The sequence below is a fragment of the Candidatus Woesearchaeota archaeon genome (assembly GCA_018303425.1).
In the GTDB taxonomy this organism is placed as follows: Archaea; Nanobdellota; Nanobdellia; order Woesearchaeales; family JAGVYF01; genus JAGVYF01.
Window position 1 is genome coordinate 1 of the sequence record JAGVYF010000024.1, and the last position, 14,399, is coordinate 14,399.

General features: G+C 31.5%; 18 protein-coding genes. 12 read left to right on the forward strand and 6 right to left on the reverse strand.

What is annotated here, in order from left to right:
* The first annotated feature begins 204 nt into the window (after nt 1–204).
* From J4418_03860 to J4418_03900, 9 genes are all read left to right on the forward strand, one after another.
* A complete protein-coding gene (locus tag J4418_03860; GenBank protein MBS3113191.1) occupies nt 205–1,137 on the forward strand; it encodes a hypothetical protein in 933 nt (310 codons plus the stop codon).
* Nucleotide 1,138: 1 nt separating this feature from the next.
* A complete protein-coding gene (locus J4418_03865; protein MBS3113192.1) occupies nt 1,139–1,291 on the forward strand; it encodes a hypothetical protein in 153 nt (50 codons plus the stop codon).
* Nucleotides 1,292–1,726 carry a hypothetical protein gene (locus J4418_03870; GenBank protein MBS3113193.1) on the forward strand — a complete coding sequence of 145 codons (435 nt, stop codon included), beginning with the start codon at nt 1,292–1,294 and terminating at the stop codon, nt 1,724–1,726.
* Between the two features lie 48 nt (nt 1,727–1,774).
* A complete protein-coding gene (locus J4418_03875) occupies nt 1,775–1,996 on the forward strand; it encodes a hypothetical protein (protein MBS3113194.1) in 222 nt (73 codons plus the stop codon).
* Between the two features lie 322 nt (nt 1,997–2,318).
* On the forward strand, nt 2,319–3,440 hold the full coding sequence (locus J4418_03880; protein MBS3113195.1) for a hypothetical protein: 1,122 nt from the start codon (nt 2,319–2,321) through the stop codon (nt 3,438–3,440).
* A gap of 4 nt (nt 3,441–3,444) precedes the next feature.
* A complete protein-coding gene (locus tag J4418_03885) occupies nt 3,445–4,422 on the forward strand; it encodes a cytochrome c biogenesis protein CcdA (protein MBS3113196.1) in 978 nt (325 codons plus the stop codon).
* 86 nt (nt 4,423–4,508) lie between these two features.
* The gene (locus J4418_03890; GenBank protein MBS3113197.1) at nt 4,509–4,898 is read left to right on the forward strand and encodes a metal-dependent transcriptional regulator; all 390 of its coding nucleotides are present in this window, start codon (nt 4,509–4,511) and stop codon (nt 4,896–4,898) included.
* 24 nt (nt 4,899–4,922) lie between these two features.
* Nucleotides 4,923–5,762 carry an FTR1 family protein gene (locus J4418_03895; protein ID MBS3113198.1) on the forward strand — a complete coding sequence of 280 codons (840 nt, stop codon included), beginning with the start codon at nt 4,923–4,925 and terminating at the stop codon, nt 5,760–5,762.
* A 58-nt stretch (nt 5,763–5,820) separates the two neighbouring features.
* Nucleotides 5,821–6,309, forward strand: a complete 489-nt coding sequence (locus J4418_03900) for a hypothetical protein (protein MBS3113199.1) — start codon at nt 5,821–5,823, stop codon at nt 6,307–6,309.
* Here J4418_03900 and J4418_03905 read toward each other — a convergent pair.
* Together J4418_03905 and J4418_03910 are read right to left on the reverse strand one after the other, a co-directional pair.
* Entirely contained in the window at nt 6,306–7,124 is an 819-nt protein-coding gene (locus J4418_03905) for a 4Fe-4S binding protein (GenBank protein MBS3113200.1), read from the reverse strand. The two genes, J4418_03900 and J4418_03905, sit on opposite strands and share 4 nt — an antisense overlap.
* Nucleotides 7,117–7,650, reverse strand: a complete 534-nt coding sequence (locus J4418_03910) for a hemerythrin domain-containing protein (GenBank protein ID MBS3113201.1) — start codon at nt 7,648–7,650, stop codon at nt 7,117–7,119. The genes J4418_03905 and J4418_03910 overlap by 8 nt, the downstream gene beginning before the upstream one ends.
* 118 nt (nt 7,651–7,768) lie before the next feature.
* Between J4418_03910 and J4418_03915 the strand changes: the two genes are divergently transcribed.
* Nucleotides 7,769–8,125 (forward strand): helix-turn-helix transcriptional regulator, encoded by a 357-nt coding sequence (locus J4418_03915; protein ID MBS3113202.1) that lies wholly within the window; start codon nt 7,769–7,771, stop codon nt 8,123–8,125.
* Between the two features lie 304 nt (nt 8,126–8,429).
* On the opposite strand, the gene J4418_03920 is transcribed toward J4418_03915, so the two are convergent.
* Together J4418_03920 and J4418_03925 are read right to left on the reverse strand one after the other, a co-directional pair.
* On the reverse strand, nt 8,430–9,611 hold the full coding sequence (locus J4418_03920; protein ID MBS3113203.1) for a glycosyltransferase family 2 protein: 1,182 nt from the start codon (nt 9,609–9,611) through the stop codon (nt 8,430–8,432).
* Nucleotides 9,612–9,895: 284 nt separating this feature from the next.
* Nucleotides 9,896–10,309 carry a DUF2127 domain-containing protein gene (locus J4418_03925; protein MBS3113204.1) on the reverse strand — a complete coding sequence of 138 codons (414 nt, stop codon included), beginning with the start codon at nt 10,307–10,309 and terminating at the stop codon, nt 9,896–9,898.
* 284 nt (nt 10,310–10,593) lie between these two features.
* On the opposite strand from J4418_03925, the gene J4418_03930 reads away from it, so the two are divergent.
* Both J4418_03930 and J4418_03935 read left to right on the forward strand, forming a co-directional pair.
* A complete protein-coding gene (locus tag J4418_03930) occupies nt 10,594–10,890 on the forward strand; it encodes a hypothetical protein (GenBank protein ID MBS3113205.1) in 297 nt (98 codons plus the stop codon).
* 397 nt (nt 10,891–11,287) lie between these two features.
* The gene (locus J4418_03935) at nt 11,288–11,920 is read left to right on the forward strand and encodes a class I SAM-dependent methyltransferase (protein MBS3113206.1); all 633 of its coding nucleotides are present in this window, start codon (nt 11,288–11,290) and stop codon (nt 11,918–11,920) included.
* A gap of 111 nt (nt 11,921–12,031) precedes the next feature.
* On the opposite strand, the gene J4418_03940 is transcribed toward J4418_03935, so the two are convergent.
* Both J4418_03940 and J4418_03945 read right to left on the reverse strand, forming a co-directional pair.
* A complete protein-coding gene (locus J4418_03940; protein MBS3113207.1) occupies nt 12,032–12,205 on the reverse strand; it encodes a hypothetical protein in 174 nt (57 codons plus the stop codon).
* A 727-nt stretch (nt 12,206–12,932) separates the two neighbouring features.
* Nucleotides 12,933–14,399: YgiQ family radical SAM protein (locus J4418_03945; protein MBS3113208.1), on the reverse strand; the 1,467-nt coding region annotated here is incomplete at its 5' end.

Below are 14,399 nucleotides of genomic sequence, written 5' to 3' on the forward strand. Positions count from 1 at the left end.
TTGTGAATATAGCTATTCCAATAATTATTAATGAGATTAAAATAAGTACTAATAACAAGTTTCCTTTGATGAACTTTTTTCCCATATTTCTAAAAAATATTCGGTTTGTATATAAATTTACCCTATTTTTTCACTATTATTGCTTATTATTTAAATACTGGCTAAATAAATATTTTTACAATTAAACCATAAGGGGGTAAAAAAATGGATGAACGCCATAAACATTACGAACATCATGATGATAATGAACATCATGACCATTTAGAATCTCATGAACACCACGGGGATCATACGCATCATGATCATTTAGAGTCTCATGAACACCACGGAGATCATACGCATCATGATCATTTAGAGTCTCATGAACACCACGAAGATCCTAAACATCAGGGACATTTAGGAGATTACAGACATTATGAATCCCATAAACAAGTAAAAAATGAAGAAAAAAATTTATTTTCAAAGCCAATTCTAATTTTAATAGTTTTAGCAGGATTTTTAATTTTATTTAATCAATATCAAATAAATGAAATTATAGGTCTGTCTTCTTCAGGCAGGGGTTATAATTCTTTTTTTGGAGGTTCCACAGATTTAAGCAACATTGATATTAATTCATTAAAATCCACCGGCCATACTTTAGCAGCAGTTTTCCCGGTTGAAAATATTCAGACTTCAGATGATGCAATTGCAATAATATTCCCAACCGGTACGCCTGAGTACGGTGCGGAACTAGGGGTAAGTTTTGATGATCCGGTTGGTTCGCTTGACACGCTTTCAAAGATGTATAGAGGGCTTAAAGCTGAAACCGAAAAAAATAATCCTCAAGGCTTTCAAAAATTTATGAATCTTGCAAAAAAACCAGTTGGAATTTCATGTGAATATTGCTGCGGTTTAGGTCCAATTGGTATAGATAATAATGGCAACTCAGCTTGTGGCTGTCAACATAACCCTGCTTTATTATCAATAGCATTATATTTATCAGCTTACACTGAATATAATGATGGTGAAATTTTAAGAGAAGTAATGCGCTGGAAAACGTTGTTTTTTCCTAAAGATATGATTAATTTGGGAATGACAGTTGCAGGCGGAGACACTTCAGCATTAGCAAATTTACCAGGAATGGTAGGAGGATGTTAAAATGATAGAAACATTAAAAATATTTTACAAGTACAATAAATTGTATTTTATAATAACAGCGGTGTTATTATTAGTATTTTTAGTTGGCTGTGCAAAATCATCCAATACAGGGTATGCACCAGCAGGTCCAATAGGGGGCGGATGTGGAGGTTAAATGGCCAATTTCCATCATCAAGGTTCTGAACAACAAAAACAGGAACAACAAAAAATGTTAGAAGAACATAAATTACACAAACAAAACCTTCATAAGTTGCAACAGGATAAACGAAAAAAGAAAAAAATTGTCATGTCCTCACTAGGGGGCATTTTTTTAATCTTAATTGCATTAGGGGTGTATATTTGGACAGCCCCTGGTTCATATGATGATTTTGCAAAATGTTTAACTGAGAAAGGGGCAATCATGTACGGAGAAGATTGGTGCCAGTATACAAATGCGCAGAAAGGTATGTTTGGCAACTCGTTCAAATACGTTAATTATCAAGTTAAAACCGATCTTGTCAAAAGGCCAACATGGGTGATTGATGGAAAAGAATATCCTACTGTTCAATCATTTCAACGTTTAGCGGTTTTAACGGGCTGTAAATATTAATTTAATTAAAGTAATAAAATTAATTAGCAGATAAGGAGGAGAAATAAAATGAAAAAATCAATGTTATTCGCATTAGTGCTTGCAACGCTAGTAATATTATCAGGTTTTCAAGCTTATCAATTACACGGATTAAAGCATAGGGTTGCGGATATGAGTTTAAGCGGAGGATTAGCCTCTGCTCCAGTAACGCCATTGGCCGGGGGCCAGAAACCAGTAGGTTCCTTGCCTAGCAGTGTTCAAAACTTGCCGCAAATGGTGGGTGGTTGTTAATTAAGGTTACAATGAAATTAACGTTCTTGTTAATCATATCATTGTTAATTTTAATTACACTGAATTTAGCATATTTGCGCAAAGTCAAATACTTGACTGAAAAATATTGGCTTTGTCAATATTTATTAATCGGAGCAGAACATTAGCTGATGCTAACTTGGAGATTAGTCAAAAGCTTGCTGACATCATTGGTCATAGGTCGATAGCATGTTCATTCTTTTGGCTAGGTCAGTTCGCTATAAACAGGAGCTTTGACTATTGAATAACCGCCAGTCAAAAACTGGTAGGAAATGAATGTATTTTAAAATATAGGTGACAAATCATGAAAAAACTTAACACAGCATTTTACAATCAATTGACGAAACTATTTGTTGTATTAGTAATTGCAGTAATAGGATTCAACATTTACCAAACTTATTCTATAAGTACTCTTTATTCAGAAAAACTTGCTGAAGCAGAGGAACTGGCAAAGCCTTCCAAGATTGAACTTTTAGTATTAGAAGACTCTAATTGTCAAGACTGTTTTAAAATTGATACGTTGGTAGATGCCGTCTTAAATATGAACGTTGAAATTTTAAAAAACCAAAAGGTGGATTATAACTCTGCGGGAAATGAAATTGTTAAATACGGCATAACAAAGCTTCCAACTATAATTATTACAGGCGAAACTGAAAAATTAAAACTTTCAGGTTTTGAACAAGTTGAAGATGCACTTGTTTTTACATCTCCAAATTTACCTTATACACTTGCATCATCAGGTAATGTTTTAGGTAGAGTAACCGCAACAATCATAGAAGATGAAACCTGTGACAAATGTATTGATCTTAGTGCTGTTTATGCATCTCTTGAATCTCAAGGCATTGCGTTAGTATCTAAAAATATAGTTGAACGCAATTCTGCAGAAGGCAAAAAGCTACTCAAAAATTATCCTTTAAAGGCACTGCCTGTTTTATTGCTTTCAAAAGAATTTGGTAAATATCAAGTTGGCATAGTTGAAAATTGGGATTCTATAGGTGAAATTGCAGCAGATGGCACATATTATACAGACATCGTTGCAGTTCCTTATATTAATTTAACAACAAATAAAGTAATGGGGCTTGTTAATGTTTATTATATTGAAGATGATTCATGTCCCTCATGTTACAATGCTGAATCATTCAATAAACCAATTTTAAATCAGATGGGCTTGGTATTTGGCAAAGAAACTATAATGTACACTTCTTCAACAGATACTAAGAAATTACTTGAACAATATAATATAACAAAGGTTCCGACCATTGTTTTAAAAGGTGATACTGGTTTGTATCCCTCATTAGTTCAAGCATGGGGACCGGTCGGCACTATTGAAAGCGACGGGGCTTATATTTTAAGAAACCTTGATTTACTGAAACAAACTTATTTTGATTTAGAAATTGGGGAAGTTGTTAGACCATTGACTTCATAAGAAGATGAAAAAAAATTTTATTTTTTTTATTCTTGCATTAGTTTTTGCACTTTTAATTATTTATGCCAACGTGTATGAAGCGGGCTATGCGTTAATAGAAACGGAATCTAATTCTCCGCCCGCATTGCAAAAGATAGTTGATTATAACCAAGAATTTGCTTCAAATTTTATGTTAAAAATTTCATTTTTAGTCGCATTTGTCGCAGGAATTTTAGGAATTTTATCACCCTGTATTCTGCCTTTCCTGCCGGCATATTTTTCATATACATTTAAAGAAAAGACCAATATTACAAAAATGACTTTTATATTCTTTGCAGGTTTTAGTTTTGTATTTGTTTTAATGGGCGCGGCTGCAGGATACATTGGTTCACAGATAATGACAGTTGTACAATCTAAATGGTTAGTTTCACTAGCGGGCCTGTTCATGATATTTTTGGGAGTTATTACAATTAAAGGTAAAGATGTTTGTCAAGTTATAAATATAAAGTCAAGGTTTAAAAACGATGTTTACGGCACTTTATTATTTGGAATGTTTTTTGCATTTGGCTGGACAGCTTGCATTGGTCCTATTCTTGCAGGTATCCTTGGGATAGGGGCGATACTTGGCAATGTATGGTATTCAATGTTATTGCTTTTCTTTTACTCTCTGGGTAATTTAATTCCTTTATTTATAATATCAATGTTGTATGACAAATATGAATTAGGCAAAAGTAAATTTATAAAGGGCAAAATGTTCAATCTTTTTGGTTATAATGTGCATTCAACCAACCTGGTTTCGGGATTATTATTTATCCTTTTAGGTGTAATCTTGTTATTATTTAAAGGAACAGCAGTCTTTAACACCTGGGATATTTTAGGCACAAAAGAATATTTTTATTTGATACAACGTTTGCTTCTTGAATGGCAATATACGTCAATGATCGGAATGGGGTTACTACTTGTTTTTGTTTTGTTACTTTACTTTAACTTTAGGAAAAAATAATTCTTTGAACAATAAAGAACTGGTTCATTTATCACAGAGCCTGAAGAACGGCAATATTTATATAATAGTTAGGTATACCTAACATTATGCAGACTAAAGAAGATTATTTAAGGGTAATGCACCATTTAAACGACGAAAAAGGAGTGATTAAGTCCTCAGAAATTGCAGTTTATTTAAATATTTCTAAGCCGAGCGTATCTGAGATGCTCACCAAACTATATGATAATAAATTAATCGAAAATCCGAGGTACAGTGATATCAAACTGACAAAAAAAGGCATGGCGGAAGCAGTAAAAATAACAAATAAGCATAGGGTAATTGAAAGGTTTTTACAAGATACATTAAAGATAAGTAAAAATAAAGTTCATGAAGAGGCCCATAAATTGGAACATGCTTTTTCAGATAACGTGCTGTTTAAACTTAATGAATTTTTGAATCATCCCAAAACCTGCCCACATGGTAAACCCATTAATTGATGAATAAAAAATTAAGGAATAAAAATGATTGCTGATTTTATAATAACTTTTCGTGAAACGCTGGAAGCGGCTTTAATAGTAGGGATAGTTTTAAGTTATTTAAAAAAAACTCAACTGACAAAATATAATAATATGGTTTACATGGGGATTGCTACCGGAGTAATTGCAAGCATAATAGGCGCAATTTTATTTAATTTATTGGCAGGTGGTTTTACTGGTATTGCCGAACAAATGTTTGAAGGAGTAGTAATGTTATTTGGCGCATTTTTGCTTACAACTGCGATAATTTGGATGATGAAGCAGCGCCATTTAAGTGAAAATATAGAACGCAAAATTGCCACTAGTTTAAATACGGCTCAAAAATCCGGACTATTTTTTATAGTGTTTGTATCAGTCCTTCGTGAAGGAATTGAAACCGTGATATTTCTCAGGGCATCTAGTTTTGTATCCGGGGGCAATAGCTTACTTTTGGCATCTCTAGGTTTAATTGGCGCAGTATTGCTAGGGTATCTTCTCTTTGTAACTACCGTAAAAATCAGATTAAAATTATTTTTTAAAATAACAAGTATTTTGCTTATATTATTTGCAGCAGGTTTAGTTGCTCATGGGGTGCATGAACTGCAGGAAGCTCAAATTTTGCCAATATATATAGAACATGTATGGGATATTAATCCGGCAGTTAACGCCGATGGTTCATTTCCTCTCTTTCACGAGAAAGGTCTAATTGGCGAATTTATGAAAGGGTTGTTTGGTTATAATGGCAATCCCTCATTAATTGAAGTATTAAGTTATCTAGCATATATTATTTTGGTAACATTTTTATGGCAAAACATTAACCTAACTTATGTCAAAGCCAGGAGATAATTCAGACAGGAATGTTTTATTCAGAAAAATTTATATATTTAAATAAAACTTAAAAATCATGAAACTTCCAAATCTATTTATTAATACTATAAAAAAAAAGAAGCTTGAAGATGAGCAGAGGCGTAAGATACAAGAAGAAAAAGAGTTAAAAGAAGCTCAAACAGATTCTCGTTTATTGCAAAACCTTGAACAAAAAATAGAAATATCTGAAAAAATATTTGAATGGCGCAATGAACTTTTAGCAACTGATGTTGGTTATGAATTTATCTTGAAAGGTTCTCTATGGATTTATCACGGAGGTTGGGGTCATATAGAGGATGATGGTGGTTGGGGCACATGGTCAAGACTTTATTTAAGTCCTTATTCAATAGATTATAATCGGGGTTATAAAAATCTAGGAATGGATAAAATATTTGAATTTAGTGAGCCTTTACAAATGGCAGAACGCCTTAATTTAATATATCTTGAAAAAGTATTAGGCAAAATAAAAACAAAAGAAGTATATGATGACATACTCAAGTACAATGGTTATTTAAGCAAATATTAAGAGATTTCTCCCGACACTGAAACTACTTCTTTAATTAACGGAATATCTTTACCTGATTTTTTGATTGCATCTTGCGCAGCAGCATAAAGTCCATAACAACATGGAACTTCCATAATAGCAACAGTTACACTCTTGATATTGTTATGTTTAAAAACTTCAGTCAGCTTTTCATTATAATGTTCAATGTCATCTAGTTTCGGACAACCAATCACCAAAGATTTGTTGCTTAATAATTTACCATGAAAATTTGCAGTTGCAAAAGGTACGCAATCAGCACTGATTAACAAATGAGAATTGTTAAAGAATGGCGCAAACGGCGGCAGCAAGTTTAATTGCACTGGCCATTGCCTTAAGGCTGAACTTTGTTCAACATTATCTTCGGAATTGTTTTCATGTTTAATTTCTCTCATTGCTGAACCAGGACAGCCGCATTTTAGTTTATCTTTCATTTTTGTTTCCTCCATTAATGGATTATTAATATTATTTTCTTCAAGATACTTTATTGCTTGCTTAAGAAAATTAGTTTCTCCATGTTCTTTCAAATGTTCAAGGTGTGCCTTTATCGTATTCCCGCCAAATTTAACAATATTAGCCATTACAGTTTTTTCATCATAAGGTTCAGCTTCACGCTTTTCAATTTCAATTGCCCCGGTTGGACAATGTCCGATGCAAGCCCCAAGGCCGTCGCAAAATAAATCACTAATCAATCTAGCCTTACCATCAATTATTTGAATTGCTCCTTCCGGACAGTTCGGAATACACAAACCGCAGCCATTACAAAGTTCTTCATCAATTTTGATAATTTCTCTAAGCACCATTTTTATTTAATTCCTCTGCAAGTTTTAAATATTTTTCACTTGCACCCTTATACTTATGCTCCGCCACATCTTGTGCTTGTTTCAGCATCATTTTTTGCGCTTTTTCAGTCAACACATCGTCTGCCATCGGATACAAAATATTATCTTCCTTGAATATATGTTCTTCAAGCAATGTGCTATATCCGTCGGCACCTTCCATGATCAAATCCGGATTATTTGATTTTAAACCTTCAACCATCATCTTAACATAATCTCTTCCTTGTTCATGCTCATATAACATCTGATCCATTGGGTTGCAATGCATTTGCACATCATCTTTTTTCAGTTCAATAAACAGAATCTCTTCTTCTTTGGCATGGTGGTACTTATCAGCATAATTTTTTATAAAGTCAATTGCTTTTTCAAAGAATTTAGGATTAACCTTTTCTCCGCTTTTAATTTTTTTTGATTCTTTTTTTAAAGCAATCACAACTTTTAAAATGTGTTTGTGTTCTTCAATCAATATTTTAGTTATTGTCTCCATAATAATCCTCCATCTTTTAGATACCTGGTATAAAAACGATACTTATATAAATAGCGGAGAGTTTCATAAAGGATATCATATATCATAAACTGCAACAGCAGTATTAAGAGAAAAAACAATGTATTCAAAATGTACGGTTTTCAAAACCACTAACTTTATAGGTAAACGATGGACTTTAGTAATTTTAAACGAGCTTAATAAAAATCCGGGAGTTAAAAGATATTCTGAATTAAAAAATTCAATAATAGAGATTACACCTAAATTATTATCATTGAGGTTAAAGGAGCTTGAGAAAGAGGGTTTAATCAGCAAACAAATCGATGCTTCTAATTTTCCTATAAAGTGCGAATATAAATTAACTGATAGTGGTAAAGACTTTATTAGAATTATACAAGATATGAAAGAGTGGGCGCTTAAATGGGGTTTAAGGAATAAAGTGTGTGAAAATACTGATTGTCAGAAGTGTACATTATAATCTTATTCTTCTTCTTTAAATTTATATTTAATTTTAAGATAAATTATCATAAAGAGAGTATTAAGTAAAACCGTAAATAAATAAAGGAATAATAAACCGAATTCTCCAATGTTAATTATAGCTATCCTAAAAGAAATTAAGTAACTTGAGACAATCAGAACTAAATAAAAAGGATTATATGAAAAAGCGAGAAAAATAGAGAGTATTAATATCAGTGATTGGTTATAGAGAGGAGTTTGAGCAATAAGATAGTTTAATATTAAAAATAAAATAATCACCTTTCCCAGATAAAATAGAACTTCAGTTAAGTATGGTATCTTTTGATTTTTTCCCACGACTGGTTTCCTCCTTTAAATGCTAATATCTGTGCTACGAGGACAGAATATAAAACAATTGTATGATAATAAATAATGAATAATGGAACTGCTAAAATTGCCTTTTTGTCATGTGAATAATGTGCGACTATTGAAAAGAGAATTCCATAAATAAAAAGGGAATAGACCAAAAATGAAATTATAAAGAATGATAAGGAAGAATAATCACTGGAGATTAAAAATAAAGGTATAACAAATAAGGCTAATATCTTACTAAACAAAGCATAAAATCCAAACAAAAATAAGAAAGTCCATTCTAATGAAACTGAAAATGTTTTTTGATGAAAATAATGTTTAGAGAATACTTCTAAACCGCCTTGTTGCCAACGAACTCTTTGTTTTATTAAATCGGAAATATTTAAGGGAACTTGTGTATAGCATACAGCATCCGGAGCCATAACAATTTTGTATCCTTTTTCTAAAATCCTAATTGAACTATCAAAATCTTCTGTTAGGGTGCCTTCTTCAAATTTTTTGATGGCATTTTTTCTGTATGCTGAAAGAGCCCCCGGAGTTACAATGACATTTCCTAATGAACTTTGTGAATTCCTAATAAAGTGAATTCCCAATTCATATTCTATTTTTTGTAGATAACCTAAAAGACTATGTTTTGAAACCGCAACAACATTTCCTGCAACCGCCCCTATATCTTCTGAACTAAAATAACTTATTATTTTTTCGATAGCATGAGAGTTAAGATAAGAATCTGCATCTATTGTAATTAAAAAATCTCCATTTGTATATTTTTTTCCATAGTTTAATGCTTTTGCTTTTCCCTGATTTTTTTGGTTAATTATTTTAAAGTCAATATTTCGATGGTCAAGATTATTTTTATGCTTTTTTTTAAAAGAATTAATAACCTCTAAAGTTTCATCTGTAGAACCATCATTAATTACAATAATTTCTAAATTAGGGTAAGTTTGATTAATACATGAAGTCAATGTTTTTTCAATACATATTGCTTCATTATATGCAGGGATTAAAACCGAAATTAAGGGATGTTTATGAAAACGAAGTTTTCTTTTATGAATTATTAAAAGAGAAACACGATACGCAATATAGATAAAATCAAATAAAATCCAGAAAATAATTAATTGAAATAAAGTTATCATTTTATTTATCTATTATAAATAAAATAAGTTATATTTAATAAACTTTCTATAGTATTGACTTTTAGCCAAATAACATATTAAACCAATTTAATATATTATTAATCTTTCACTAACACATTATAACTAAAAAGAGAAAAATAAAATATGCTCATTTTCCACTGGTCTTTAACCGATGGAGTCAATGAGCCTTTGACAATAAAAACGATATAACCTCGCCTATCCCACCATTCGCTTCGCTCATTCCACAGCAAGCTGCGGGGTATTAAACCCAAACGGTAATAAAATTAAGCAAATGCTTGTTTTACGTTACTGCTGAATAAAAAGTATCCCACTATAGCAAGTTGTATCACAAGATTGAAAATATTATTTGCAATCTCTCCTTGTATCATGGAAATTACTGACGCTAAAATTCCTAAAGCGGCAATGATTATTACTACAAATCTAGCCCAAGGCCTTGCTTTCCATAAACCTCTTCCAATGAAAAAGCTAAAGATACCGAAACCAATTAATATGATCCCTGCTATAACAAATAAACCCGCGCCTAATATTCCAAGTAAAGGAATTTGATTTACGATAGAATCCATCATCCCTGCGCCAACAAGGGAAGTCAAACCAAAAATTATTCCAAAAACTGCCCCAATATAATATAACACAGAAACAACCTTTACTCCTGTTGGAACAGATAGTCCATCATCCATTTTTACACCCCATTTTATTTATTTTTTTAATTAACTTTAAAAGATTATGAAACAATAACTATATATATCTTCCTAAAAATCTTCGCAATGATGGTTAAAATTTTTCTGGACAGTATAAAAAAAATAGTATATGCATAGTTTTTGTCCGTTTGGTTGTGTATTTAAGATTAAAAATAAACTTTGTTTATGCTAATTCTATTTTTAAGAGAGTCCAAATTTAAAAACTGAATAATTCTTATCTAGGGATAAGTTTATATATTTATTTTAAAATATGTTTTTTTCAGATGAATCAAAGAATCCATAATTTAATGAACTCTGATGTTTATCTGAAATCGTTAGACAAATTAGTTGCATGGTCAGCCTTTTTATATCCTTTAACTGCGCTCCCCCAATTATATGAAATATGGATTAATAAAAATATTAATGGAGTTTCATTGCTTAGCTGGAGTCTATTTTTAGTCTTTACTTTACTATTGTTACTGCATAGTATTGCTCGAAATGATAAAAATTTAATAATTATGTGGTTATCCTGGATTGTTGTTTATATTGGGATTATTGGGGGTATTTTGTTACAGGGCTAGCAAGTGGGCAATTACAGGAAGCCAGCTTGTTTTTCTGAAGTTAATCAGATTGACATAATTAATAAGATTTGATTATCTTTGTGTATTCAAAGAAAATGAATTCAAATTTAAAATAAATAATTATTATATTTTTCAATAATAATTATATTCAATTGTGGTCTGAGGCTTAAATACAGCGTTGTCCAGAGTCGTTTCATTGGCAATTAGTCTCTTTAGATTTAACTATAACTGCAATGCTGTCATTTCGCTTCATTCCGCAGTTAAAAGTTAAACTTTTAACGACCATTCTTGGCTACTTTATGTTTTAAATTATATATACTAATATACAGACAATGGACTTTCTGGACAGCACCTTAAATGCGAAAACTTTAAGTAGGTTTGATATTCACTTAATTATATGGATGTTCTTAAACTAAATAAAAAAGCATGGGATGAGATTGGCGAAAAAACTGCCTCTCCATATATCAAGCATAAAAAATACTTAGAGATATTCAATGTTTTTTGCAGTAAACTCCATAAAAATGATTTTGTTCTTGATTTTGGTTGTGGACCCGGAATTCCATTTACAAAAGAGTTGGTCAAAAGAGGTTTTAAAATTATTGCAATTGATATTTCAGAAACAATGATAAAAGTTGCAAAAAAGAATGTTCCGGAAGCAAAATATCTTAGAGTTTCAATGACTGACATCAATTTTGAAAATAAATTTGATGGAATTTTTTCAGGATATACTATGCTTTGTTTAGATCCAGATAATTTTAAAATTGCTGCAAAAAAAGCAGTTAAATCATTAAAACGAGGTGGTTTTTTCTTTTTGGCTCTTAATGAACCTGCTCCAGAGGGACATGATGAAGCAGAAAATTATACTGAAATTATGGATCAAAAGATGTATAGCAGACCTTATACTGAAGAAGAAATTAGAAAAGTTTTCGCAAAATTAAATATGAAAATAATTAAAGTTGCAAGAGAAACAGTTAATTCTAAAGCATATGGTGATGAATATACTTTACTTGTTCTTATGCAAAAACAATGAACGCCTTTGCACACAACTTTGAAATTTCTTTTTAGGGATGTTGCATTAAATTTCAGCTTTTTTGGAAATATTGCCTGAATTCAGATATCATGTGCAATTGAGTTTTCATGATTATAAAAAAGCTTTTGAATGTTTACAATATACAGTCCATCCTTTTTTTGCGGGTTTTCCTTCCTCATGATGGTATTCGCAGATGATACAACATCTTTCATATTTCAATCTAGGACACCATTCAGGGGGACAACTTTCTTTCTTACCAATTTTACGATACTTATTCTTTCTCATATTGATAGTAATAGGATTTTATATATTTAAACATATTGTAAAAACGGGTTCATCTGGAATGGTCATTGTCCCTATATTAGTATATCATTCTTTACTTAATTTTAGCAAGAACATTCTTGCTTTTAGAGTATATTTAGAGCATACTAATTCGACAACGAATAACGAAGTGATAATTCCGGATTAACCCGTAAAAACTCAACTTTTCGCTCACTAACGTTCACTTGTTCTCCCTGCTCCGCTTCGCTCGTAACTGGAAACGAAACTAACTAAAACCTGAAGTTAAGAGTAATAACTCTACCCAACATTGGACAGCATCTATAGTTAGAAAGTTTTAAATACTTATTCTCACATATGAGTCTAATCATGATATATGAGGTTTATTCCTAATATAAAATTGAAAAAAAGCAATAATTTTACTAAAAAAGAATATATTCTATAACAAAACTTAACTTTAACATTTTGTGTTATGTTAGGATATATTGTTTTATTTATTTAAGGGGCAATAAAAATATAATGGTTCAAAAAAAGGTGTAAATAATAAGTGCAAGATATTTTTAATATATGTAATGTTTTTATAAAGCAATAAAATTGCTTAAGAAAAAGAAAATAAAAATATGGGGGGAAATCCAAAATGTCTTACGATGAAGATTATGATGATGATGATGACAATGGCGGAGATGGCGACGAAGAATATTAAGTTTTAGTCATTAACATTTTTTTAATTTTTTTATTTTATTAAATTTGTTTTTTTCATTGTTAAATTTTTCTGAATTTTTTTATCTTTGTAAGTATAAGTGACATGAATCTTTTTCATGTTAAGATTCAGGCCAGTGTAATACATGCACGTTGAATCGGTCATGGGCGTTGGAGTGAATAACTGGATATGCTGATTATTTTTTAACGTTTTTACCTTATCGGCTAACTCTTTATCTTCTTTAATGCTGGCTCCGGGGTGGCAAAGCATAAAATAGTATGTCAAGTTTTTATCGCCGGCAATTTTGATAAAGTTGTCAAGGTCGCCTTTATCTTTATTCATAAGTTTTAATACTTTTGGCGTAACATGTTCAGGCGCAATTTTTATAGTGCCGGATGTGTGATAAGTAAGAAGTTCTTTTACATATTCGGGTGTAGCCATATCGTATCGGATTCCTGATCTCACATAAACTTTTTTTACACCGGGAATTTTTCTAGCTTTTTGCAATAATTGAATTAATTTTTCATTTGTCCTGTTTAACTGTTTACAATCAATGCAACTTTTTTCACATTTATTGCAATCGGTGCCGTACATGTTAACAGATGGCCCGCCTAAATCGTCAATGTTGCCCTTAAAATGTTTCATTTTAGTGATGTGTTTAATTTCACTAAGGATAGATTCTTCACTTCTTGACACAACTTTACTGCCTTGCATAAGTTTGAGTGAACAAAAACTGCAATCACCATAACAGCCTCTATGCGTTATCATACTAAATTCGAACCCGTTTAAATGCGGGGAACTGACATTTCTAGTGAAAGGAAGCCCGTAATATTCGTCAAGATCTTTAGATGTATAAATAGGCGATTTATATTGCAGCAAATATCTGTTATCAATCTTTTGCGCAAGATTCCTGTAATTAGTTAATCCGTTTTGCATTTCAACAAATTTACTTTTATCTTTAACAACATCGTCGTATGACGGTAAAATCTTAAATGTTTCAGGCGCGGTTTTTGAAATTATGCATGTGCCTTCAATACCTTCTAAGGATTCGCCTTTCTTTATTTTATTGGCAATTTCCAGGATTTGTTTCTCTGCAGATCCGTAAGCTATAATATCCGTTTTGGTGTCAAACAATAAGGGTTTTCTTAGTCGATTTTCCCAGTAATCATAATGTGTGAATCTTCTTAAAGAGGCTTCAGTTCCACCAAGCACTATTTTGGCATCTTTAAAATTTTGTTTTATCCAGTTACTGTAAACTGATACTGCCCTATCGGGCACTTCTTCGTTATATTTTAGATTTTTATCGTTAATTCTTAATTTTTTAAGGGGGGTGTAATTACGCACCATGGAATCAATTGCGCCAGATGTTACGCCAAAGAATAGTTTAGGCTTGCCTAATTTTGTTACTTCTTCCCGTTTTGCGGGTTTTTCAATAATGCCTACTTTAAAATTATGTTTTTCTAACCACCTTTTGAGCATGGCTGTGCCTGATAATGGATG

Coding starts and splice junctions, on each gene's coding strand:
- J4418_03860 (MBS3113191.1), top strand. CDS start 205: ATGGATGAACGCCATAAACATTACGAACATCATGATGATAATGAACAT.
- J4418_03865 (MBS3113192.1), top strand. CDS start 1,139: ATGATAGAAACATTAAAAATATTTTACAAGTACAATAAATTGTATTTT.
- J4418_03870 (MBS3113193.1), top strand. CDS start 1,292: ATGGCCAATTTCCATCATCAAGGTTCTGAACAACAAAAACAGGAACAA.
- J4418_03875 (MBS3113194.1), top strand. CDS start 1,775: ATGAAAAAATCAATGTTATTCGCATTAGTGCTTGCAACGCTAGTAATA.
- J4418_03880 (MBS3113195.1), top strand. CDS start 2,319: ATGAAAAAACTTAACACAGCATTTTACAATCAATTGACGAAACTATTT.
- J4418_03885 (MBS3113196.1), top strand. CDS start 3,445: ATGAAAAAAAATTTTATTTTTTTTATTCTTGCATTAGTTTTTGCACTT.
- J4418_03890 (MBS3113197.1), top strand. CDS start 4,509: ATGCAGACTAAAGAAGATTATTTAAGGGTAATGCACCATTTAAACGAC.
- J4418_03895 (MBS3113198.1), top strand. CDS start 4,923: ATGATTGCTGATTTTATAATAACTTTTCGTGAAACGCTGGAAGCGGCT.
- J4418_03900 (MBS3113199.1), top strand. CDS start 5,821: ATGAAACTTCCAAATCTATTTATTAATACTATAAAAAAAAAGAAGCTT.
- J4418_03910 (MBS3113201.1), bottom strand. CDS start 7,650: ATGGAGACAATAACTAAAATATTGATTGAAGAACACAAACACATTTTA.
- J4418_03915 (MBS3113202.1), top strand. CDS start 7,769: ATGTATTCAAAATGTACGGTTTTCAAAACCACTAACTTTATAGGTAAA.
- J4418_03920 (MBS3113203.1), bottom strand. CDS start 9,611: ATGATAACTTTATTTCAATTAATTATTTTCTGGATTTTATTTGATTTT.
- J4418_03925 (MBS3113204.1), bottom strand. CDS start 10,309: ATGGATGATGGACTATCTGTTCCAACAGGAGTAAAGGTTGTTTCTGTG.
- J4418_03930 (MBS3113205.1), top strand. CDS start 10,594: ATGAATCAAAGAATCCATAATTTAATGAACTCTGATGTTTATCTGAAA.
- J4418_03935 (MBS3113206.1), top strand. CDS start 11,288: ATGGATGTTCTTAAACTAAATAAAAAAGCATGGGATGAGATTGGCGAA.
- J4418_03940 (MBS3113207.1), bottom strand. CDS start 12,205: ATGAGAAAGAATAAGTATCGTAAAATTGGTAAGAAAGAAAGTTGTCCC.